Consider the following 22,602-nt stretch of genomic DNA (forward strand, 5'->3'; position numbering starts at 1 on the left):
AAATTAATTTTGGATAAAATCTTTAAACAATCAGACTTGATTTAAACGGAAGATTTTATTTAATCTATTAATTTAAACTATTTATTATGAACACTTCACATCAAAAAAACAGCGGCACTACAGGTGCAAAAATGTCAGACAAAAAAACTGATACAAAATCAACTGCCTCAAAAGGCAACACTAAGTCTACAGACGATAAAAAGTCTGGTACGACAAAACATTAAAAATCATTTAAATTTAAATCATTTTTATGATAGTAGGAAGCAACGAAAATTACGGTCGGGATGACCGTAATTTTCTTAATCCGGAAGATGCCATCAGTTCAGAAGAAAATTCTGTTTATGCTGATAACCGCAATTCGGGAGAAAACGAAAGTTATACCAACGAATACAAAGAGGAAGACAATCTTCCGGAAGACGAGCAAATCGTAAATCAGGATAATGATATTATCAATAATGAGGACGATGATTTAGACAAGAATTTTTCTAATGCTCTTGATCTGGATAATAATAGCGATGATGTTCTAAATGAAAACTATCCTGATGATGAAATTGACGACGATCTTGACCAAGACGATCTTGATCAGGATGAGTTCGATGATGAGGATGAAGATAATGTTGAAGATGATGATGATCTAAAAAAAGATTATTAGAACTAAAACATTACTAATCATACCAGCATTTAAAATAAGCATATTGGAAAGAAATCGACCATTTATGCCTTTATAAACGGAACAAAATAAGTTTTTTTGTTCCGTTTTTTGTCTATAGCTTATTATAGAAAACCAGCTATGGTTTTACTAAATTTTGAACTTTATAAAGAGTACTTAAATCAAAAAATATGGACAGCGAATTTAATTCTTTCGTGCAACAACAAATACAAATAAAGGATACTTCAATCCATTTAGTTGAGGCGGGAAACAAGAGTAAACAAACGATCTTATTTCTTCATGGTTATCCTGAAAATTGGGAAGCTTTTAAGGATTTAATGAATATTCTTAAAAATGATTACCATGTTTTAGCAATCGATTTGCCCGGCATTGGAAAATCAGAAAAAATAAATTCAAGTGATAAATTCTCTATTGCTGTTTTCGTAAAGGATTTAATTGAAAAATTAAATCTTAGCAATATAATTTTGGCAGGTCATGATTGTGGCGGCATGATAACGTATTCTTTTATAAGACATTTTGCCAACAAAGTATCTAAAGCCATTATTATGAACACCGCTATTCCCGGCGTTGAACCTTGGGAAGAGGTTAAGAGAAATCCGCATATCTGGCATTTTGCTTTTTATGCTGTTCCAAATTTACCTGAAAACTTAATTGAAGGCAAACAGCGTTTACTTTTTGATTATTTTTTTGATACGTTGCCATTTATTAAAAATGTTTTTGATGCCAATAAAAGAGAACGATATGTCGCTGCATATGCTGATCCTTTATCTCTCAAGACTAGTTTTGATTGGTACAGGTCTTTTCCGGAAGATGAGAAAGAAAACAGCACATACAAGGAAGTAAGTGTTCCTGTTTTATATCTAAAAGGAGATAAAGATTTTGGCGATATTGAAGATTATGTAAAAGGATTCAGGAAAAACGGGCTGAAAAACATACAAGGTAAAATAATTGCCAATAGCGGGCATTTTGCATCTGAAGAGCAACCGGAAGAAGTTGCAATAACAATAGACAATTTTATTAGCAATTAAATAATACTATTACTAATTCATTTGCAAATACAAAATAAATAAAAAAAAACACACAACCCGTTTTAAATCTGAATGTTACAATACTATAAAATGAAAATACTGTAAGAAAATCAGAAAAAATCATAACTTTTTGCAGTATCATTCCAATAACTTTACTTTCCTGTTTTTTAAATAATTAAATAACTATTAAAATTAAAAATTATGAAAAATTTGAAAATAATATTTTTTGTTTTGCTAATTGCGGCAAATTATTCGAAAGCATTAGCTCAGAAACCGGCAGTTGTTCTAAGCGATAAACAAGGCTGGCACAAAATTGGTGAAAATACGGTGAGTTTTAATACTGATAAAGACGAAATTATGGTCATCGGAGCAAATAAGTTCAGCTCTCTTCAATTAAAAGTGACCAATGCGCCTGTCAATTTAAAATCTTTTGACATTTATTTTGATAAAGGCGATAAACAAAGTGTCTCAGTTAGTCAGAACATCAAAGATCCAGGCGAAACCCGTGTCGTAAAATTAGAAGGTGGTGGAGAAAGAGTGGTTAGAAAAGTGATTCTTACTTATAATACTGCCACAGGTAACTCAGGCAAAAAAGCCCACGTAGAAATTTGGGGACTAAAGACCAATACTGATAAAAAAGATAAATAGCAATCCTTTCTAACTAAAGAAAACAAAAAAACAGCTTAAGTTTTTCTAAACTCAAGCTGTTTTTTTGTTTTACATTTTTAATTTGTAGTATATTTTTTTAGTTACTAATACTTTAAAAAGGTAAATTTTGATTTTTTAACAAACTGCAATTTCTCCCGTTATTTTCCGGCTCCAGCAGCTCCTTTTGATATACCTTCAAGAAATTGACTAACCGTTAGTCCGCCACTTGCCTGACTAGGCGGATATTCTTTGAATGTTTGTAAAAATCCACCAACGATTTGGACGGCTGGTACCATAGTCCAAAGTTTTTCTCCCCACCATTTTCCATAATTCATGGATTGATCCTGATAGCGTTCCCATGGATCTTGTCTTAGATTAGTTACAATTGGCGCTGTAGTAGTCTCAACCTGCCCGCTAAAAAGATTTCCTTTTATCGTTTTGAAACTAACTTTCCAATCATCATATCTTAGCGCCATTAGATCAGCTCCGGAACCAAAGTAAAAGAACTCGTGACGTGGTCCTGTAGTAACTTCTCCTTTAAAAAATGGAACAAAATTATAGCCATCAAGATGATTTTTAAATGTCTTATCTCCAACGGTCATTCCTTTTAAAAGTTTCTCTTTTACATCAGGATCTCCAGCCGCTGCAAGTATTGTTGGCATCCAGTCTTCATTTGACATCATGTCGTTAATTATAATATTTGGTTTGATAACTCCTGGCCATCTTACCACAGTTGGTACTCTGAACCCGCCTTCATAAGTTGTTCCTTTTTCTCCTCTAAAAGGTTGATTTCCTCCATCAGGCCATGTAAAAATTTCTGGTCCATTGTCACTGGTAAAAACCAATATGGTATTATCAGCAATGCCAAGATCATCTAATTTTTTAAGAATTTGACCTACTTCGTCATCCAATTCCATCATACCATCTGCATAAAGTCCATAACCGCTTTTATCTTTCCATTTAGAAGAAAGATGTGTCCAAACGTGCATTCGGGTAGAATTGTACCACAAGAAAAATGGTTTATTTGCTTTTTTAGATTTATCCATGAAATCAAGTGAACGACGAAGAATTTCATCATCAACATTTTCCATATTAAATTTGGCTTTTGGATCCATACCGGGATGTGGAGGCAATGGTCCGCCATCTGTAATGACCTGTTTACCAACTCTGCCCCAACGTGGATCTACAGTGGGATCATCAACATCACTTGCTTTGGCATCTAAAATATTTCTAGGTCCAAATTTAGCAAGGAACTCCGGCGATTTAGGATAATCGTCCGCATAAGGCTCTTCCATCGCATTTAAGTGGTAAAGCATTCCATAAAACTCATCGAAACCATGTACTGTAGGCAAATATTCGTTACGATCTCCTAAATGGTTTTTTCCTATTTGAGCAGTTGCGTAGCCCAGCGGTTTTAAAAGTTCCGCAATAGTAGGATCTGAGCTCTGAACCCCTTGTTTAGCGGCTGGTAATCCAACCATTAATAACCCCGTTCTAAATGGTGTTTGTCCCAAAATCAATGCCGCACGACCTGCCGTACAGGACTGCTGTGCATAATAATCTGTAAAAAGAGCTCCCTGACTGGCAATGCGGTCAATATTGGGCGTTCGTCCACCCATCATTCCTCTGTGGTACGCACTAATGTTCCAAATACCAACATCATCACAAGTAATTATAACAATATTTGGTTTTCCTGAGCTTTTTGAATTGTTCTTTTTGGATTGCTGAGCTTGAGCAATAAAAGAAACTGTAATAAATAAAAGTGCTAATAGTTTTTTCATTTCTTTGATTTGATTCGTTCATAATTTAGATTACTCATTTGTAAAGGGAGAAATATTTTTTATCGTCTTCTTTTCCCGGATGCACCTGCTTTTGCAGCTTGGATATTTGAATTTTGTTGACGATTAGCCGCTTGTGGAACATTTGACTTATTGACATTCGAAGGAAGAGATGTTGTATTTGCTGCACGATTAGTGGCTTGCGTATTCATTGGTTTATTGGCATTTGAAGGAAACGACGATGCATTTGAAGGCAATGTCGTGGGCTTATTATAATTATTACCCTGATAAGTTCCTTTATAATTACCACTTTTATTATACTGGTTTACCGTTACAGAAGTGCTTCTGTAAGAACTGGAATAATGAGCGTAATTATTGGAGCTGTGTATGATAACCGTGTTTTGATAGTACGCATGATGAGGATAAACATTATGGTAATACATACTAAAATATATAGGCGCCCAAGGATGAAAATATGGCGGATAAAATCCATAATAATAAGGCGGAACATAGGGCACATATACTGGTGAATACAAGTACACAATTACAGGACTGGATTCAACCACTACTACTTGTGGCGCGGCAGCTACAGGATTAGCGCCAGCATAAGCGGGATTTGGTGTAGCGGCTTTAGCAGGTGTCTGTGCAGGTTCTACGATATAATTTTTGCCATATAATGCTTCATCACCTATAATCTGAAGAGTAACTTTTTTATTTTTATCTTTGGATACCAGAATTACGGCTACATCTTGTGTTTCACTTTTACTGACCGGATCCTGAAGTATAAAGGTGTAAGAGTCTTTGTCTTTTTTGGTTACAACTTTAATAAAATCAATTTTTTTATCGTTGTCCAAATCCAGATTATTGATGCCTTGTTTCTCTGAATTTAATGCAGCTTCAAAATCTTCAATTGTTTTTGATTTCTGAAAAAGATCCAATACTGCATAGAGATCCAAATTATCTCCCGGAAGTCCTAAAGCTTTTGGTTCCGGATTTCCTTGTGGAAAAGCTGGAAGACTTACAAAAATCATTAAAAAAACTGCTATTGCAAAAGTGAAATTTTTCATGTTTTAAGTATTTAAAATGAAATTATAAGTAAGATGATCTTTCACAGACTTCCGTCTCCCTGATCAACTGCATTCTTCTTGCGTTTAAATGATTTTATAAGCGTTGGAAAAAAATTATTAAAAATTCCTTTGAGCTGAATCGCATTTACCATTTTATTGGTTGGATCTCTGGGCATAATTTCATTAGCATACGCCGCTTCTATTTGAATGTTCTCTATTACAGTAAATCCCAATCCCAGACTTGCCCGGTTTCGATCAAATAAATCAGGACCACTGACCTGGCTTTTGGTTTTAAAAAATAATTCATCTGAAGCAAAAACATACATCGCTTTTGTTTTTAATCCAAAAGTAGTTAACGGGCAAACTGCTTTTATCTGAAATCTGAATCGCTCGACGGCTTCTAAATAATGATCGTCGTTCTCAATATGCCTGTCTTCAATCCGTGCCCTAAGATTTATTTTAAGCGGTGAAGATTTCAAAAGACTATAAGTGGCCTGAACCGCTGTTCTAAATTCAGGGGCTTTTCTCTGATTGAGTTCCGGTACATTTTGATTCGAATAATAGGCATAAAAAACAGACACTTTCCATCTTTCCGAAGGATAATAATGTGCCCAGCCTCTTAGATAAAACTGTGTTATGTTGTGAAAAATATCGCTATCCTCAGGAGTACTGCTTGTTACCAATCCGGCATCGAGCTGCAGCACCCATTTTTGGCTTAAATCTTTCGTAAAGTCATATTCGTTCCAAAACTGATTCAGTTTATCTGTTTGCGCCTGTACCTGATTGCCGCCAATGAACAGAAGTAAGCAACAAATCTTAAGACTAAAACTTCCTCTTATCCTAAAATAGTTTCTTTTTTCCAAATGCATATGAAGCAGTTTTAACGGACCGTTGTAACAGGAGCCCAATCATTAACCCAAACTCCTATTTAGATCAACAGAAAAAGCATAATTATACAAAACATAAAAATGTTGGTTTTAAAAAAAAGTGACAGCTCTATACTGTGCAATCACTTTTTTTTAAATGCTTAAATTGTTATTTCACCTTCGTTTTATCAAGTTCTCCAATAAATGGTAAAGAATCCTGAATCTCTCCTTTTATTGTGGTTTGAAGATAGGATTCAAGCTGGATAAATTTAGCAGCATTGGTGATTCCTATAGCTTTTTTGGCCTTTTCATAAGTTTTGTCGAAAAGTTTCTCCTGATCAAGATTATTTTTCAGGTTCGCTTTTGTTAATTGATCCGCATCAGCATCAGTCAAAGTGGCATATTTCGTGGCATAGTCATCAATAATCTGGATTTTTTTCTGTCCCAAAACTTTACGTTCTGCTTCATAAGCATCATAAATAGGTTGAAAAGCAGTTGTTTGTGCGGGACTTAAAGCCATGTACTGATTGATCAAATCTGTTTTGGATTTTCCATACGTACTTTGAATAATTGCAAGTTCATCCTTAGACGACGATTGGGCATTTGCACTCATTGAGACAGCAATAATTAAAATAATAAGTAATTTTTTCATGATTTTATGTTTAAGGGATTAATATGGATTCATTGTTTAATTTTTTTCTGGCACATTCTATAAATGAAACCCGAATTTTATAACCGGACCATAAGTATCCATGTTATATAAAAAATAGTTTGAACCGTTTCCGGTACTATAGTCCAGGGATATAATTCGATATCCACCCTGAATTTGAAATAATTTAGAAAACCTGTATCCTGCATAAGCCTGCAGCTGCCAGGCAAATTCTGACCCTATTCCAAAACCTCCAATTTCGCCACGAACAGTATAAATAAACTTTTTACCGGGCGTGTTTTTAAAAACAGCGATCAGCATTGGGTCGACCCAGGTTTGTGTCATTTCTTTTTTAACATTTGTTGTACCTCCGCCAATAGTATTTCGATTAATATCCAGTTCGAGTTTAATCGAATTCAAAAGAGTTCCTACACCTACTTCAAGCCACGGTTTTACTTTATATAATCCAGCCAATTCCCAACCCAATTGTTTTGCTGTTACGTCACCACTGCTAATTAAAGTGTTCCCTTTTACTCCTTGACCAATATCCATATAAAGAAGGTCTGAATTCAAATTCCATTTTTCATTTGAAGCTTCCAAATATAACATTGCACCAAATTGAAGGTTCTCAAAAATCTGACTTGGATCTACATCGACATTCATCTCAGGTAAGTTACCAAGTGCTGTCTTTCCGCTCATATTAGGGAACATAACATAAGGTTCTGCATAATAAGACCAACCGGGCTTTACCGCAAATTCTTGTGCGAACATTTGTATAGCAGGGCAACTTAATACAGCTATCAGTAATACATGTTTTATTTTCATTGGTTTGACTTTAATCGATTAAATTCATGTGATTTTTGTAATTGTTAAATTCCAAAACGATATTGCAATCCTGTTAGAAACTGATCCCGGCTACCCAAAAAACCATATTCAGCCCTTAGCATAATATGTTTACTGTATTGATATTGAGCACCTAAAATAAAATTCCACATATCTGCCGGTGCTTTTTCAAGAGAATACTGAACTGTTGATGTACCGGCGGTGCTCAAGGCACCATCGACTGCGGTTAAAAAATTACCGGCCGTTTCAAGTGCTTTATTTGCGGTCGAATATTTGGCAATATTTGATGGATTTGCCTTGTCTTTATTTGATAGGCCATTCCACCAATCGTCAACTTTTGTTTGATTGTCTGCAACTTTTACAAAGCCATTATCAACTTTTGCCTGTGCTCCGTCAAGTGGCAAAACATCAGCTAAGTTTAGTGAGCCACTGGTTCCGCTTTTTAGATGTACCCTAAAAGCACCTGCCCAGATCGCCACACTGCTTTGAGGTTTGTTTAATTTGAAAGATTTCCCCAATCTTGGGCCAAAAACAAAAGTCACGGCTGGTTTTTCAAGTGCGCTAATATCTGTCCAGCTCACATTCATGTCTAAAGCCAGCCAGCCACCGCCAATGCCAATTGTAGGTGTAAATCCTATACCCATTGTTGTAGCATCAAAGTTTGCTTTTGTACCAAAAGACACTATTTCCGTCCAGTTATTATCAGCATCAGGAACCCATATACCCGCGTTTATAGCTGTTGAAGTTTTGGCTTTTCCGAAGATTCCATACACGTTCAAAAATGGCAATAACCAGATATCCGGTCTTATGTTAACTGAATTAGCTTCTGATACAGCACTATTAAATCTGACAATTTGATCCAGATTATATTGAGGTCCATTATTAAAACCCACATTAAGATTGTTTATAATTAAATCTGATTTCTGCCAAAAATAATTGACTGATATACCCGCTGAGTAAGGAAGTTCATAACCTTTACGGGCTACTTTCTCTCCCCATATTGGCAATGAATAAGGATATTGATGAGTTTCAAGACTATCCCTGAGAGCTTCATTTTTTTCTCCAATTATCTTGTCGGTGTATACTTGCCCAAAGGTTTGAACACCAGCAAATAATAAAATCAGCAAAAATAGTTTTATAGTATACATTAAATAATGTTTTTAAATACCTGGTTAAATGAATATCAGCAGTTTTTCTTTATATAAATCAAAATTTCTTTTTCTAATTCGTCAAATAGATTTTCATATTCTTTTTTAACCCCAACATCCTGTGCAACCTTTTCCTTGTACTTTTCAATACAAAATCTGCTCATACTGTAGTCATCACACATATTTTTAAAATCGCCATCAACCAGGTATAATATCCTTATCAACTCTTTATGCGATTCAAATTTTTCAGCATTAAGGACTTCCGGTATTGGCATAATTTCAATTTTAAAAGGTTAAAAATTCTTTCTTAACTAATAAATTTCATTCACAATTTTCTATCTTCCTGAATAACAAACACTAAAGCCAAATGTTAATATTTTGTGAAGTAAATTTATACAACGTATCGACTGTTATAACATTTGTCAGGTTATTAACGGTTAAACGATTGTTTATAAACATTTTATAAAACATTCATGAGGAAAAATCTTAAGTTTATGTTAATAATATCAATAAAATACAATAACTTTAACTCATTGTTTTATAAATACTTACCCCCGTTACCCTTTTACAATCAAATCACATAATAAGAATGGAAAAAATAAAAAATTTTTCATCAGAAGAAATTTGCCTGCAATTGGAATATATTTTAAATTTTAAATCATTTAAAAATTCTCCAACCCTCACTAATTTTCTGTCATATATTGTCCATGAAACAATTAATGAGAGAGAAGAATTTCTTAAAGAATATTCTATTGCTGTCAATGTTTTAAAGCGTTCCAGCAATTTTAATTCTAATGATGATGCAGCAGTCCGGATTCATGCCGGAAGATTAAGAAGGACTTTAAATGACTATTATCTAAGTGATGGTACACAGGATTCTATAATAATTTCAATTCCAAAAGGAGGTTATATTCCTGAGTTTAAAATTCCTCAAAAATTGTTGGTATTGCCGTCTTTTGTCCCCTATTCAAGCACGGATAGTTTTAATCCAACTGTAGCAATATTCCCATTTCAATGTACGCCCAAAAGAAAAGATGCGGATCTATTTGCTGCATTACTTCGAAATGAACTAACTGCAGAGCTTTCAAGATTTGAAGATATAACAGTAATAGGATACTACTCTCCGGATGTGATTACAAAAATCAACGATAATATTTTACAAGCGGGGAAGTTATCAGGAGCTGATTATATTATAACAGGAAGCATTCAATATAGTGAACAGAAAATGCGGGTTAGAATAATATTGCTCATCACTGCCACCGGCGAAATTATGATGACAAAATCTATTGAAAAGGAAATAGTATCAGATATCTTCGACATACAGGATGAAATTATAAAATCTGTAATAACCTCGATTGGAGGTTACTATGGATTAATATTTCAGGAAATGGAAAAAGCTGCACCAGAAAAGGTATCGAAGAATATAAGTATCTGGAAAGGTATTTACAATTATTATAAATACCAGCGTTCTTACTCCATTGAAAATTATAAAATTGCCCTTATATCTTTACGGCACGCCGTGGTACAGCATCCTCAACATGCTGTTTCGTGGGCAATGTTGGGAGAAGTATATCTCAATGGTGCAGGACTTGATATTAAGGATATCGACAACCCAATTGAAGAAGGATATCGTTGTTGTATGGAGGCATTAAAAATAGATCCTTCGTGTCAGCATGGGTTTTATACTCTTACGCTGGCTCATGTGTTTAAAAAGGAGAAAGAAGAGTGTTTAATTGCTGCCAGGCAATGCATACAGCTAAACCCAAATTGCTCTGTAATTGTTTCAGGAGTTGCCGTGATGCTTATTTGTGCAGGGTATTTTGAAGAAGGCTTTACGATATTAGAAAAAACAATTAAACTTAATCCGCATTATCCGTGGTGGATAAATTGTGGTTTCAGCTTCTATTATTTACACAAAAAAGACTACGCTACGGCCTATTATTGGGCTAATAAAATAGATTCTCAAGAAACTTTTTGGGATCCTTTACTAAAATCTTCAAGCCTGGCTTTAATGAATCAGAACAGCAGCGCGGAAACTCAACTGCTAAAACTTCTTGAACTGGAACCTGAAACTCCAATCAATATAAAAATCATGCTCTCGACATTATTGTTATCCGATGATCTGGTAGAACAAATTATTCTTGGTTTAAACAAAGCAGGTCTTATGGAAATTCAGAAAATTCTAGTCAAATAATTATATTTAAAAAAACATATTTAGAGCAAATAAATGTCTTTTCTATTTTGCAAATTAAGAACATGAAAGAAATTTATACCTCTTTTGGCTCTAAATAATACTTCTTAAACTATAGCCATATTAAGAAAAAAAAATAAAAACAATTACAAATTACAATAATTTTTTAATCATCTTTGGCTTAATTATGATCCATACCATATTGCAATTATTTACGGAATGGCATATTATATTCAAATTCAATAAAAAATGATACAAGCAGCCAAAGAAGATAATGAATCTCTGTCAATTTTGAAAAATTCTCTGTTTCTTATTTTAAAATGGGAGTTTAAAATAATTTTGTCAGTGACTTCACTTTTTACAATTATTGGACTTTTTTATGTATTAAATATCCAAAAAGAATATATTTCTACTGGTAAAATAATGCCTGAAGTTTCATATAAAGCGCCCAATGGTATGGCAGGAGTCTATCAATTGTTAAAAAAATACAATAACAATATTGATTTATATAATACCGAAATTACCAGTTCAGATCTTTATGCTGAAATTATAAAAACAAATGACTTTTGCAAATACATTCTTAGTAAAAATGTAAAAACAAGTACTAATAAAATAATAAGTTTAAAGTCTTATTATGATTACTATTTGCAAAATAATACTTCATTAGTTGAAAAAAGAAAATCAAATTCTACAATCACTGATGGGATAAAATATAACAGTAATATTCAAAAAAGAATTGTAGTCACTACCAGCAAAAAGAGTAACGTTATTTTAGTCACGGCACAAATGCCGGACCCCTCAGTTGCAGCAGATGTTGCAAATTTAACAATGGCCTACTTAATGGATTATATTACCCACTATCGTACTGAAAAAGCTCGTAATGAATTACAATTTATAGAAAATTTGCAAAAAAACATTTCAAAAGATGCAACAAAAAACGACATTTCAGCAAATGAGATTCAGAATAATCTGGTAGCATTAACTGTACAAATGCAAATACAAATACAAGAAGATACACCTGTTTTTCAAATATTAGAAAAAGCAGAAATTCCACTATCGAGCAGCGAACCTTCAATATTTAATATTCTTATAACATTTTCTTTTATAGGTTTCCTTATAGGTGTTGTTATTGCTTATTTAAAAAACAATAATTATAAAATATTGTTTGATTCAACTATAAAATCTTAAGTACTAAAGAAAAAATCACAAACGTTTCCATGGATTAATTCCTTCATTTATAAGTTGCTTATAAAGTAATGTTGCACAGTACATATCAGTAATCACAATAATTGACAAAATCAGCCTCATTAGAGAATTATTCCATATATACAATTCAGACGTGGCTACAATTTGAAAAAAGCATAAAAAATTCCCTATCATTATTACACATGCGATTATAAAAGACTGACCTTCTGAACTTCCACGTTGAAAAAACATTGCCAGTCTGCATATAGACATAAATATACAAGTTAAAACAGAGAAGAAAATACTCACGTCTGTATCAGGAAGCTCCTTTAAAAGATGAGCAAAAAACTGATGACCAAACAAATTAATTAAAATCCCAATCAAAAGTGCAAGTATACTTATAAAATACCATTGCTTTTTCCCTAAATGATAATATTTACTAAAAGAACTATATCCATACCTAAAATAGGTGTAAACAATACCTAAATCCAGTAAAAACCAAGTATAGCTAAACAATAAATTAAATCGGTCGTAAAAAGAAAAGACAAATTCTACACCTAAATTTAAAGCAAGCGGCACAAGAGGCATACCATAAGATTTATCTTTTAGTCCTCTATAAATTATGAGCATATAAGCAAGTACCCAAAAAAGTTCTCCGAAAGTTCCACAGATGTAGAAAAAATTATATTTCATTTTTTTAATTTAAAAAATTTAACTGCATTAAACAAAGTAGGCACATTAAATAAAATAATCGATATCACTAATAAGATTGCGTTTTGGTAACTTTTAAAAGTAAGTAATCCCAAAAGTGTAAGAGGAAGAATTGTAATATAAAAATCAAAAAATAAACTTCTGGATTTTTGATTTTGTAATGGTTCAAAGAAATAAAATTTCATATTAAGCATTACTTTAGATACAATTAACAACATCAAATAAATTAATATGGGAACAACAAAAATGTGCCAATCTATTGCCCATACAAATATGACAAAAGAAATAATTTCTATTGTCAAAACAAATCCTTGGAAAAATTTTTTTGGCAATTGAGCTGTACTGTTTACAAAAGTCCAGACACCAGCTTTTAGATCATTTTCGTAGTCGTTATATTGATGAATGATTAATGACCTCATTCCAAACGAAAATGTCATCCATATACTTCCGCTAACTATCCATACGAGATGATTTTCAAAATCTCCTTTATATAAAAACGAAAAAATAAAAAGTGTAGGGAAGAATTGAGATCCTAATCCGTCACAAATAATCCCAAGATATGTTTTCTCTTTTAAACGAAATTGTTTACAGGAATAGATAAAAAAACACAACCAGCTTAGCCAATAAAAAACTAAGGCATAAAAATTAGGATATATAAAAAAAGAAAACAAAATCCCTATTACCAAAATGCTTCCCAAAATTAAAAATTGGTTCTTTTTACTCAAATTTGACATTTTATTTTCTTTTCCTGCTATAGCATCATCTTCCTGATCGTAAAAATTATTAATCAAACTGGCAAATATTGCTATAGTTATTACACCGGATAAAAGGAATAAAATCAGAAAAATTTCATGTCCAAGATCTTTTATATTTTCTTTGATAAAATACAAATAAATAAGCACCAAAAAAGGCGGTAATTTAAACCACCATGTGGCTATTCTAATATGTTTAAAAAAATTCATTAATTCTTAACAATATTAAGTTGGTATTTTTTTCTGGATATCTCTTTTTGAATTCCCCTTTTAAGAGCTGTTAGAAATAATAGGGGTTCCTTAATAAGATGAATAAGCAACTGTTTCATTTCTATCCCAATACTGCCTTTAAGCAGCAGTAAATAAGTGATTAAAATTTTATTTTGAATAACTTTGAGATCAATCATCTCACGTTCATGATTATCCAAATAGGAACTAAACTTATTGAGAATTAAATCTAAATCGTCAATATGTAATTTTCTAAATGTAACTCCTTCTCTCCCATCACTGATATTTGTTTTATCTCTGTTTTTTTTCCAAAAAACTTCATTGGTGAAACCAACCCGACAGTTCAAATTTTTAAAAATCATTTCGAGTTGCAAAACCCAATCGTCACCAATATTTACTTGAGCATTCCAACCAAAAGGAATAGAATGTTTTTTTATGATTAAGCCAGAACTAGGGGCTATAGAATCTATTAACAAAAGCTTTCTAAATTCAAAATAATCGAAAATATAACAGCCTTTATTTGGAATATGTGTATGTGTTAAAAAAACAGGAAAAACATTTACCTGGTAATTATCAGAAATATTGTGTTCCCAATTTGAAAAAAAAAGATCTAACTTATGTTCCAACATATATCCAATACTTTTTTCAAGATATTTATCATGCCAGATATCATCTGAATCAAGGGGAGCAATAATTTCTCCTTTAGCATGTTGCAAACCCACATTTCTAGTATCAGCTTGTCCGGTATGTTCTTTTTGGATATAACTAATCTTGCTGCCAAAAGTTGAAACCACATTTTTTGTATGGTCGGTAGAACCATCATCTACAATAATAACTTCAATATTTTTATAGGTTTGGTTTAAAGCAGCCTCAATTGTAGCATGTAGAGAATAACAACGATTATAGGTAGGTATAATAACCGAAACAAGAGGAAAATTAGTAATATTAATCAATTGAGAATTGTTTTTGTTTTTATCAGTTTATTTATTTTTGGCACACAAATCTAATTAATTATTTAAATACATGACAAAATATTAATACCTTTATTTAAAAACCTTTAAACATAAAATCTAAAACTTTCAATTACAATGTACCGTATTTTATTTTATCGTTATCTCGTGTTATTTAATTCACATTCGTACTTTATTATGTCTAAGAGTATGACAATTCAAATAAATATTTAAAGATATTAACTTCTGCATTAAAAAATAAATGATTATACAAGATCTAATTGGCAATTATTCCATTTCCGGAAGTAATCAGGATGAGAGCCATGAAATAACCTACAAAGGCATTTTGAATTTATCGCTTGATAATAATAACCGAATTATTGCTCACTGGCTTATTAACGATTCACAGGAACAAAAAGGCCGTGGTTTCTTTAAAGACAATATCCTCGTAATTAATTTTAACTACAAAGGCGAAAATAATAAAACTTTTAAGGGAGTTGCCGTTTACCGATGTATTACCAAAGATGTGCTGGATGGTTTTTGGTCTGAAAAACATGGTAATCAACTCTATTTAGGTACCGAGCATTGTTTGAGAATGGAAAGTACGGAGCGACTAAATTAGATTTTGAGTTACTTTTATTGAAAAAAATGATTCGGGGATTATTTAAAAATAGTAAAGTCGGAACAAAATTGCTTTGTTCCGACTTTACTATTTTATGTTTTCGTTTGATTATATTTTGTACAGGGACTTTATTTTGTTTTTACGCAACCAATTAAATATCATTTATATATAGATATTGTATCACTCAGGTTTTCTTTATTAATAAAGGCTGTAATATATTCCTGAACTTCATTTTTAGTTTCAAGCGGTGTTTCAAAAGAGTTGATATGAAATTCATCATCCTGATCCAGAATATGTATTATTTCTGTATAACCTCGGGAGATTAAACTTCCTTTTAATTTAATGATATTAAACTGTTGCTGACCATCTAATTCCTTACGTACTTTTAGTTTTATAGCTTTTTCCATAGTAAAATATTTTTAAATTAATAAGTCAATAACTAATCTCAAATATAAAAATTATTTCTTTTAAACTACTGTTAAAAATGTGCTTTAAATTATTATTTATCAACACATTAATAACATTTATATAAAACTAAAATAACATTTATTTTAAAAAAAACAATATAAAATTCAATACTTAATTCAGCCATTTTTTACGTTTAAACCATATCAGAGGCGCAACAAAACATAAAAATATCAAAGCTATTGCAAAAACATATCCATATTCCCAATCGAGTTCAGGCATATATTTAAAATTCATACCGTAAATTCCTGCTACGAGCATTGGCAATGAAATACACATTGTTATTATGGTCAGTGTTTTAAAAATTCGGTTTTGTTGAAGATCAATTCGTGTTGATACATAATCTTTAACATCTTCCAATCGTTCAAAATTATTCTGAACATATTCATTGATTACCGTTAAATCTGTAAGTTCTAGCAAAATTGCGTCTTTAACTTCAGGTTTTAGTTTATCACTTTTTCTAAGCAAAAGCAGAATTCGCCTAAATTCATTAAGAGATTCTTTTATTATAAAATTATTGAACTTTAAGGCTGTAATTTCGTTCAATCCTTCTTCAGAAAAATCATTCTCTTTTTGTAATCTTAAATAAATTGTCTTGATATTCTTCGAAATGATTTCGGTTAAATCTGCAAAATAATCCGGAACAATTCCAATCATCATTTGAAGAAAAGTATCTATTGTAAAAGGTAAACTTTCTATTTTATCAAAATGTTCCTTTTTCTTATTTTCCGGTATAAACTTCTCAAAATTAATATCCATAAACGAGAACATGATTTTCTCCTTAAGAATAAAGGATACAATCACTTCTTCTACTCTATTTTGCGGCGTTAAGTATGGGAATGAAAAATTAAATGCCAGTTGATTTTGCTTTTCAAGGTAATGAGAACTAATTTCTATATCCTCACTATTATTAAGTATTGTGGTATCGATGTCAAAAAGTTTTTCAAAAGCAGAAACGTCTTTTTTTGCATAATTTATAACCTGTACACTATTTATACCACTTAAATCTTTAGGTATTTCATCAATGCTTTTTAATTTTGTAATGTTTTTATTGGTATCTAAAAGCTCAATAATCATAGATGAAATTTTTATACTGTAGTTAGTTTTGTAAATTTTCTACAGTAGGTTTCGAACTAAGTTAAGTCCAATATCTGAATTAGCCAAATATTCCTGACTTCTTAAAAACCGAATATTTCGTCCAGTTTAATAATGGCAGTTCCTTTGGGTAGTATTTTTGGTGCTTTTGCTAATTTCTTTGCTAATAAAGCGGTTGGTAACGGCTTAAATTTTCTAAACAATCCAATGGAATTAAGGACATTCAGAACATTTGCTGAAATCTTTTCGCCTAAACGATTTGATTCTTTTCTTAAAAGTAATCCCGGTCTGAAAATAACATACTGCTCAAAATCAAGGTCAGCAATTCTATTTTCCAGTTGTCCTTTTATTTGAGAATAAAAAACCTTGCTTTGCGCAGCAGCTCCATAAGCAGATAATAATACAAGGGACGAAACTCCATTTTCTCTGGCAAATTGGGCAAACTTTGCCGGAATATCAAAATCTATTTTCCGTTGATTTTCCTCTGAACCCGCAGCTTTTAAAGTTGTTCCCAGGCAGGAAAAAAAGACATCGCCTGTTATCAGATCTTTATAAGAATCGATCTTTGAGAAATCGATAATTTGCTCTACCAATTTGGGATGTTGTTTTTCTATTGATCTTCTCACAAAAACCGTAACTGTTGTATAATCGTTGTCTTCTAAAAGTTCGTTAACCAAAAACTCTCCCGTTGCGCCTGTCGCGCCAATAACTATTGCTTTCATGTTATAAATTTATAAATATTCCTTGTAAAACAAATCTCTTTAAAAATTAAAATCGACGGTATAAAGTTTCATTGGTTTTGCTTTTCCTCTTAAAAGTATTTCTCCCTGATGTGTATAAGTTACCTTTGAATCTTCTGGCAGTACCTCTTTTATGGCTTCTGAAACAACAAAATCATGATTGAAATCGTTGCATTTGCATTGAATTCTGGACGTTGTATTGAGAAGATCGCCATGATAAACAATTTCCTTTTTTACTTTTCCAACCCAGGTTGTTATTGCTGTACCGATATGCATTCCCGCCTTAAATTTCGGAACAAAACCATAATGCTTTAAATAATGTTCTTTCTTAAGATCGATACTTTGTTTAAGCAGATAAAAACAATATAAGCAGCGTTTGTTTTTTAATCCGGTCTTTGTTTTCCAGGTCAGTATAATTTCATCGCCTGCATATTGATAAATTTCTGCTCGTGAGGCTATAATTGCATCCGTAAAATCATTGAATAAATCCTGCAGCATTTTACTGTAAAGAATATCTCCCAGTTGTTCTGCCAATGTTGTAGATGATTTTACATCAACAAACATAAAAATTCGTTCTTCCTGCAACGGATGATGATACTGACCTGTAAAGTAATTAAAGAAGAAACGACTGTTCAATAAACTGCTGATTTCCAGAAAAAGAATTAAAAATACAGATGCTCCAAAAGAGAATATAAAATCTTCAAGCAACCGATCCCTGACATAATTTTTGATTACTTCCTGATACGTCATTTTACCCAATATCTCTTCGAAAAGGACAATACAAAGAAGCAAAAAAAGCAATATCACAATACTATAAATCAACGCTTTGAGAACCATGGTTTCTAAGAAAGAATACTTACTCAGGATAAAATACCTTTCGAAAGTTATAATGATAATGCTGATAAAAATTCCAATTATTGTACCCGGCAAAAATCTTAAATAAGCATAACCTGATCCTGCGTCTGTAAACACAGCATAAAGCAACCCTAATATTCCGCCAACAATGACGGCTTTAAAAGTGAGGTCATACTTTTTATAAAAAGGTATTTTTGGCAATTCCATAGTGACTTGGCTTTAGTTTAAGGCAGGCTAAAAGTACGTACAACATAATTCTAATCAAAAGTAATACAGAACGTTATGGATAAAAAATTAATAAACAACATTATACATTATAAGTTTTCGAATCTGAAAATTGTAAAATCAAATTTCACTTATATTGTTACTGGCGCTTTGTATATTTCCCAATCTGTATAACCATGCGTTCCTAATCCGTAATGCAAATCACGATTTGGGGGCGTTAATTCCCAGTTGTTTTGTAAACGTTCCACTAAATCCGGATTTGATATAAAAGGTTCACCAAATCCCGCAATATCAATTGTTCCGGCTTCAATAAGTTCTTCTGATTTTTCTCTGGTCATTCCGCCCGCGAGAATAAGCACACCGTTATAACAAGATCTGAAACGCTCGATAAAACCATTTGGCAAAGCATGACTTCCTTTGGATAACTGATCCATCAAATGAATATAAACGAGGTTTCTTTTTTGCAATTCTTTTGCCAAATATTGATACGTTGCTTCTATTTCGTCATAATGAGGTAAATCTCCCAAACCTCCGTATGGTGTTAATCTGATGCCTGTTTTTTCATTTCCAACTGTTTTAATAACTGCATCGACAATCTCTAATAAAAATCTCGAGCGGTTTTCGATACTTCCTCCATATTCATCTGTACGATTATTTACAAAAGGATTCAGAAATTGCTCTATCAAATAACCGTTTGCACCATGAATTTCAACACCATCAAAACCTGCTTCGATTGCATTTTTGGCTGCGTTTGCAAAATCATTTACAACTTCTTTTATTTCGCTTGACGAAAGCGCTTTTGGCTTTGATACCGGAACAAAACCTTCAACACCATTTTGATCAAATCCCCAAGCCGACGTATTTCTTGCCTGAATATCTGACGGACCAACAGGAGCAATTTCGTTTGGTTGGTTTGAAGTATGAGAAACCCTGCCTACATGCCATAATTGAGAAAAAATTGTACCGCCTTTTTTACGCACGGCATTGGTCACTTTTTTCCAGCCTTCAATTTGTTCCTGAGTGTACAATCCGGGAATATAAAGTACCCCTTTTGCTGTTGCCGAAATTGCGGTTCCTTCGGTAATAATTAATCCTGCGCCTGCACGTTGTTCATAATATAAGGCATTATTCTCGTTTGAAATTCCATCTTGATTTCTTGCTCTTGTCATTGGAGCCATCGAAATACGATTTTTTAGTTCTAAAAAACCAATTTGAACGGGTTTAAAAATATCTATTTTCATTATAATTTATTGTTTTGTTTTTATTGTTTTAAAAGTGAGGAAAAAATGGATTTCCTCACTTTTAAAACTTCTTCAAATTATTTTTTAATTAACCAATTTTCAACTGCTCTCGAAAAATCTGCTACATCGATTGGATGTCTGCTTGTTACTAAGTTTCCATCTGTTACAACAGTTTCTTCCAATACAGTTCCTCCGGCATTTTTCAAATCGGATTGAATGTTCCAATAACCTGTTAATTTTCTTCCTTTCAAAATATCTGCAGATGCCAATACAACCGGAGCGTGACAGATCGCAGCTATTAATTTTCCGGATTTATTGAAATCCTGAATGAATTTAATTACATCTTTATCGTATCGAAGATTGTCCGGATTCCAGGCGCCACCGGGAATAAATACGGCATCATAATCACTTACTTTTATCTGATCTGCAGTACGATCAAATTTTAACCAGCCCACCGGCTGTAAATATTGAATTGCCATTACGTGCGTTTTTGCCATTTCAGGAAATGCAAGTCCGTATCTTTCAGGAGCGGGATTGTATTTTGGAGCCACAATTTCTACCTCTGCTCCCAATTCTCTAAAATACCAAACCGGACCTGTCAATTCAATTTCTTCAAAACCATCGGCAACCAGAACAGCAATTTTCTTTCCTTTTAAAACGGTTTTGTCTTTTACAGGTGTAAAAAAGAAAGCTTTCAAAGCTTCATTTCCCGGTGCGTCCAATAATTTTGTTACTGGCATATTTACCACTGCCGATTGGGTAGACAATTGATTTACAACTGCTAACTCATTACTGTAATTTGTTTTCATTTCTTTTGTTTTTACTTTTACCTGTGCTTCTACATTTACTATTGCAAATACACTTAATATACTTGCTGCGATAATTTGTTTACTTGTTTTCATGTTCTTAGGATTTAATTATTAATACTTGTGTTTTTAAATTCGTGACTTTTCGCGAATAAGAGGTGCAAATTCTATCAGATTGTGAATTCCATCCTGAAAGGGTTGTTTTTTAATACTTGTATTCAAGTAATCGATAACGGGTTGAATGGGTGGAAAATTCAGATGATACTGAAATGCATCGTTACTTCTGAATTTTTCAAAAGTCACAAACTGGGTTTTATCATCCTTAAGTTCTGATAATTGATAGGTTACAACACCAGGTTCGCTTCGGAATTGTGGCATTGCGGTGTGATAAATGGCTTTGAAATTTTCTTCAGTACCTGCTTTTGCATCTACAAAAAGCATAATTGTTAGCTGATTGTCTTCTTTTTTAGAAGTCTTGCGCCATTCTTTTTTAGAAATTGGCTCTAAATCTCTTACATAGATTCTTTTTTCAGGTTTAACAAATGCCGTTTTTCCGGATGTTATTACGCCTTTTGATTTTGAATTACTTTTGAATTTGTTGAATTCCTTTTGATCCGTCCAACGTTCAAATAACCAAATCACAGACTGATTTTCTTGTTCGAAATAGGCTTCGGACATAATATTGCTTTCATTTGAAATCGATTCCAAAACATAATCACGCAATACTTTACGGAATTTTTCCTGAGATTCCTTTTTTACTTCATAACGAGTGATTATCGCAGCTATTTCCTGATTTTTAAGTCCTTCAGCAAAAGTTTTATCCGTTTTAGTTGACTTTTGTGCTGTTGCTAATGTGCCAAACAACACAAATAGAATTAAAAAAAACATTCCCGTCTTTTGAAGAATTGAAAGAGGCATTTTTGCTTTCATATCTTTTAATTTTAATGATTAATTGCTTTTCTTTTAAAAACAAAAACTCCCAAATAATGAAATAATAAACCTGTTCCCCATGCCGCAGTTTGCCACAAAGGCCATAGATACGTTTTGTCTGTAAAAAACCAGATTGCCCAAACAGTTGGAATGGTTAATATGAATACTAATAAGTGAATTCTAAATCCTTTTATCGGGTTGATTTGAGCAATTGTATGCTCGTTTGCTAAATGTCTCATGATGTTTGATTTTATTGTTTTTTGAATATTTATTTATGTTGTTTTCCTAATTGTTCTACTTTTTTCAACCATTTAATTCGTTGGCTTTCGGTTGATTTTCTCATAAAACCAAAAGTGGAAAATTTGATCGGGTCAAATCCTACGTAACCAAAAACAATGTTTTTTAGAATCTGATATTGTGATGCGCGATAGATCAAATAAAACCACCATTTTGGCGTATCCATTGTCACGAGAAGTCGTAAACTTTTTCCTTTTAGAAGTTTTTCCGGAAATATTTTTCCTGAATGGTGTTTGAATGCGAAGTCAGGAAGCAGGATTCTGTCTATAAATCCTTTGGTGATTGCGGGCATAAAACCCCACCAATTTGGATAGGACAAAACAACATGATCCGCCCATTTGATGAGTTCTTGTGAATGGTTTAAATCTTGTTCAAGTTCTAAGGTTTCTCCGGTTTTATATCCGTCAGAAAGATTTACATTAAAATCAAGTTTAGAAATATAAATCGTTTTGCAGTTTGCTCCGGTACTTTCAACTCCTTTTCTATAAGCGTCTAATAATGCGTTACAAAAGGAATTTTCAGATGGATGCCCAAGTATAAGTAAGATATTCGTTTTCATTGCAGTTCATTTAATTTGACACTGCAAAGATTTTAAATAATAGAAGGTGGTTC

General features: G+C 32.5%; 26 protein-coding genes. 7 read left to right on the forward strand and 19 right to left on the reverse strand.

The window, feature by feature from the left end:
* Positions 1-86 precede the first annotated feature (86 nt).
* The 4 genes from EAH81_RS27555 (at position 87) to EAH81_RS23235 (ending at position 2,346) form a co-directional block, all read left to right on the forward strand.
* Positions 87-224, forward strand: a complete 138-nt coding sequence (locus EAH81_RS27555; RefSeq protein ID WP_161595851.1) for a hypothetical protein — start codon at positions 87-89, stop codon at positions 222-224.
* Between the two features lie 26 nt (positions 225-250).
* Complete coding sequence (locus tag EAH81_RS23225) at positions 251-652, forward strand: hypothetical protein (protein WP_140511389.1); 402 nt, start codon at positions 251-253, stop codon at positions 650-652.
* 188 nt (positions 653-840) lie between these two features.
* Positions 841-1,698 carry an alpha/beta fold hydrolase gene (locus EAH81_RS23230; RefSeq protein WP_140511390.1) on the forward strand — a complete coding sequence of 286 codons (858 nt, stop codon included), beginning with the start codon at positions 841-843 and terminating at the stop codon, positions 1,696-1,698.
* Positions 1,699-1,899: 201 nt separating this feature from the next.
* The gene (locus tag EAH81_RS23235; RefSeq protein WP_140511391.1) at positions 1,900-2,346 is read left to right on the forward strand and encodes a DUF2541 family protein; all 447 of its coding nucleotides are present in this window, start codon (positions 1,900-1,902) and stop codon (positions 2,344-2,346) included.
* A 158-nt stretch (positions 2,347-2,504) separates the two neighbouring features.
* Here the strand turns inward: EAH81_RS23235 and EAH81_RS23240 are convergent, their stop codons facing one another.
* The 7 genes from EAH81_RS23240 to EAH81_RS23270 form a co-directional block, all read right to left on the reverse strand.
* Positions 2,505-4,127: an arylsulfatase gene (locus tag EAH81_RS23240; protein WP_140511392.1), complete on the reverse strand. Its 1,623-nt coding sequence runs from the start codon at positions 4,125-4,127 to the stop codon at positions 2,505-2,507.
* Positions 4,128-4,186: 59 nt separating this feature from the next.
* Entirely contained in the window at positions 4,187-5,191 is a 1,005-nt protein-coding gene (locus EAH81_RS23245) for a hypothetical protein (RefSeq protein ID WP_140511393.1), read from the reverse strand.
* Between the two features lie 41 nt (positions 5,192-5,232).
* Entirely contained in the window at positions 5,233-6,060 is an 828-nt protein-coding gene (locus EAH81_RS23250; RefSeq protein ID WP_140511394.1) for a DUF2490 domain-containing protein, read from the reverse strand.
* A 166-nt stretch (positions 6,061-6,226) separates the two neighbouring features.
* Positions 6,227-6,709, reverse strand: coding sequence for a hypothetical protein (locus EAH81_RS23255; protein WP_140511395.1), 483 nt, complete (start codon positions 6,707-6,709; stop codon positions 6,227-6,229).
* A gap of 57 nt (positions 6,710-6,766) precedes the next feature.
* The gene (locus tag EAH81_RS23260) at positions 6,767-7,531 is read right to left on the reverse strand and encodes a hypothetical protein (protein WP_140511396.1); all 765 of its coding nucleotides are present in this window, start codon (positions 7,529-7,531) and stop codon (positions 6,767-6,769) included.
* 44 nt (positions 7,532-7,575) lie between these two features.
* The gene (locus tag EAH81_RS23265; protein WP_140511397.1) at positions 7,576-8,697 is read right to left on the reverse strand and encodes a hypothetical protein; all 1,122 of its coding nucleotides are present in this window, start codon (positions 8,695-8,697) and stop codon (positions 7,576-7,578) included.
* Between the two features lie 35 nt (positions 8,698-8,732).
* Positions 8,733-8,972: a hypothetical protein gene (locus EAH81_RS23270; RefSeq protein WP_140511398.1), complete on the reverse strand. Its 240-nt coding sequence runs from the start codon at positions 8,970-8,972 to the stop codon at positions 8,733-8,735.
* Positions 8,973-9,286: 314 nt separating this feature from the next.
* Here EAH81_RS23270 and EAH81_RS23275 point away from each other — a divergent pair, with 314 nt between their 5' ends.
* Together EAH81_RS23275 and EAH81_RS23280 are read left to right on the forward strand one after the other, a co-directional pair.
* The gene (locus tag EAH81_RS23275) at positions 9,287-10,891 is read left to right on the forward strand and encodes a hypothetical protein (protein ID WP_140511399.1); all 1,605 of its coding nucleotides are present in this window, start codon (positions 9,287-9,289) and stop codon (positions 10,889-10,891) included.
* A gap of 246 nt (positions 10,892-11,137) precedes the next feature.
* Positions 11,138-12,076: a hypothetical protein gene (locus tag EAH81_RS23280; RefSeq protein WP_140511400.1), complete on the forward strand. Its 939-nt coding sequence runs from the start codon at positions 11,138-11,140 to the stop codon at positions 12,074-12,076.
* A 15-nt stretch (positions 12,077-12,091) separates the two neighbouring features.
* Here the strand turns inward: EAH81_RS23280 and EAH81_RS23285 are convergent, their stop codons facing one another.
* Genes EAH81_RS23285 through EAH81_RS23295 form a run of 3 tightly spaced genes read right to left on the reverse strand, consistent with a single transcriptional unit; the run spans position 12,092 to position 14,717 of the window.
* Entirely contained in the window at positions 12,092-12,766 is a 675-nt protein-coding gene (locus tag EAH81_RS23285; protein ID WP_140511401.1) for a hypothetical protein, read from the reverse strand.
* Entirely contained in the window at positions 12,763-13,746 is a 984-nt protein-coding gene (locus EAH81_RS23290) for a UbiA family prenyltransferase (RefSeq protein ID WP_140511402.1), read from the reverse strand. Before EAH81_RS23290 ends, EAH81_RS23285 begins: the two co-directional genes overlap by 4 nt.
* Complete coding sequence (locus EAH81_RS23295) at positions 13,746-14,717, reverse strand: glycosyltransferase family 2 protein (RefSeq protein WP_140511403.1); 972 nt, start codon at positions 14,715-14,717, stop codon at positions 13,746-13,748. The genes EAH81_RS23290 and EAH81_RS23295 overlap by 1 nt, the downstream gene beginning before the upstream one ends.
* A gap of 259 nt (positions 14,718-14,976) precedes the next feature.
* Between EAH81_RS23295 and EAH81_RS23300 the strand changes: the two genes are divergently transcribed.
* Positions 14,977-15,336 carry a hypothetical protein gene (locus tag EAH81_RS23300; protein WP_140511404.1) on the forward strand — a complete coding sequence of 120 codons (360 nt, stop codon included), beginning with the start codon at positions 14,977-14,979 and terminating at the stop codon, positions 15,334-15,336.
* A gap of 158 nt (positions 15,337-15,494) precedes the next feature.
* Here the strand turns inward: EAH81_RS23300 and EAH81_RS23305 are convergent, their stop codons facing one another.
* From EAH81_RS23305 to EAH81_RS23345, 9 genes are all read right to left on the reverse strand, one after another.
* On the reverse strand, positions 15,495-15,743 hold the full coding sequence (locus EAH81_RS23305) for a hypothetical protein (protein WP_140511405.1): 249 nt from the start codon (positions 15,741-15,743) through the stop codon (positions 15,495-15,497).
* Positions 15,744-15,915: 172 nt separating this feature from the next.
* Entirely contained in the window at positions 15,916-16,878 is a 963-nt protein-coding gene (locus tag EAH81_RS23310) for a CorA family divalent cation transporter (protein ID WP_140511406.1), read from the reverse strand.
* Positions 16,879-16,979: 101 nt separating this feature from the next.
* Complete coding sequence (locus tag EAH81_RS23315) at positions 16,980-17,618, reverse strand: NAD(P)H-binding protein (protein WP_140511407.1); 639 nt, start codon at positions 17,616-17,618, stop codon at positions 16,980-16,982.
* A 39-nt stretch (positions 17,619-17,657) separates the two neighbouring features.
* Positions 17,658-18,698, reverse strand: coding sequence for an adenylate/guanylate cyclase domain-containing protein (locus tag EAH81_RS23320; RefSeq protein ID WP_140511408.1), 1,041 nt, complete (start codon positions 18,696-18,698; stop codon positions 17,658-17,660).
* Positions 18,699-18,847: 149 nt separating this feature from the next.
* Positions 18,848-19,957, reverse strand: coding sequence for an alkene reductase (locus tag EAH81_RS23325; RefSeq protein ID WP_140511409.1), 1,110 nt, complete (start codon positions 19,955-19,957; stop codon positions 18,848-18,850).
* A 77-nt stretch (positions 19,958-20,034) separates the two neighbouring features.
* The gene (locus EAH81_RS23330; protein WP_140511410.1) at positions 20,035-20,859 is read right to left on the reverse strand and encodes a DJ-1/PfpI/YhbO family deglycase/protease; all 825 of its coding nucleotides are present in this window, start codon (positions 20,857-20,859) and stop codon (positions 20,035-20,037) included.
* Between the two features lie 33 nt (positions 20,860-20,892).
* Positions 20,893-21,693 (reverse strand): putative quinol monooxygenase, encoded by an 801-nt coding sequence (locus EAH81_RS23335; RefSeq protein WP_140511411.1) that lies wholly within the window; start codon positions 21,691-21,693, stop codon positions 20,893-20,895.
* 11 nt (positions 21,694-21,704) lie between these two features.
* A complete protein-coding gene (locus EAH81_RS23340; protein WP_140511412.1) occupies positions 21,705-21,932 on the reverse strand; it encodes a 2TM domain-containing protein in 228 nt (75 codons plus the stop codon).
* A gap of 29 nt (positions 21,933-21,961) precedes the next feature.
* The gene (locus tag EAH81_RS23345) at positions 21,962-22,549 is read right to left on the reverse strand and encodes an NAD(P)H-dependent oxidoreductase (protein WP_140511413.1); all 588 of its coding nucleotides are present in this window, start codon (positions 22,547-22,549) and stop codon (positions 21,962-21,964) included.
* Positions 22,550-22,602: the final 53 nt, after the last annotated feature.

Origin of the sequence: Flavobacterium pectinovorum (genome assembly GCF_006438875.1) — a bacterium.
GTDB classification, from domain to species: Bacteria; Bacteroidota; Bacteroidia; order Flavobacteriales; family Flavobacteriaceae; genus Flavobacterium; species Flavobacterium pectinovorum_A.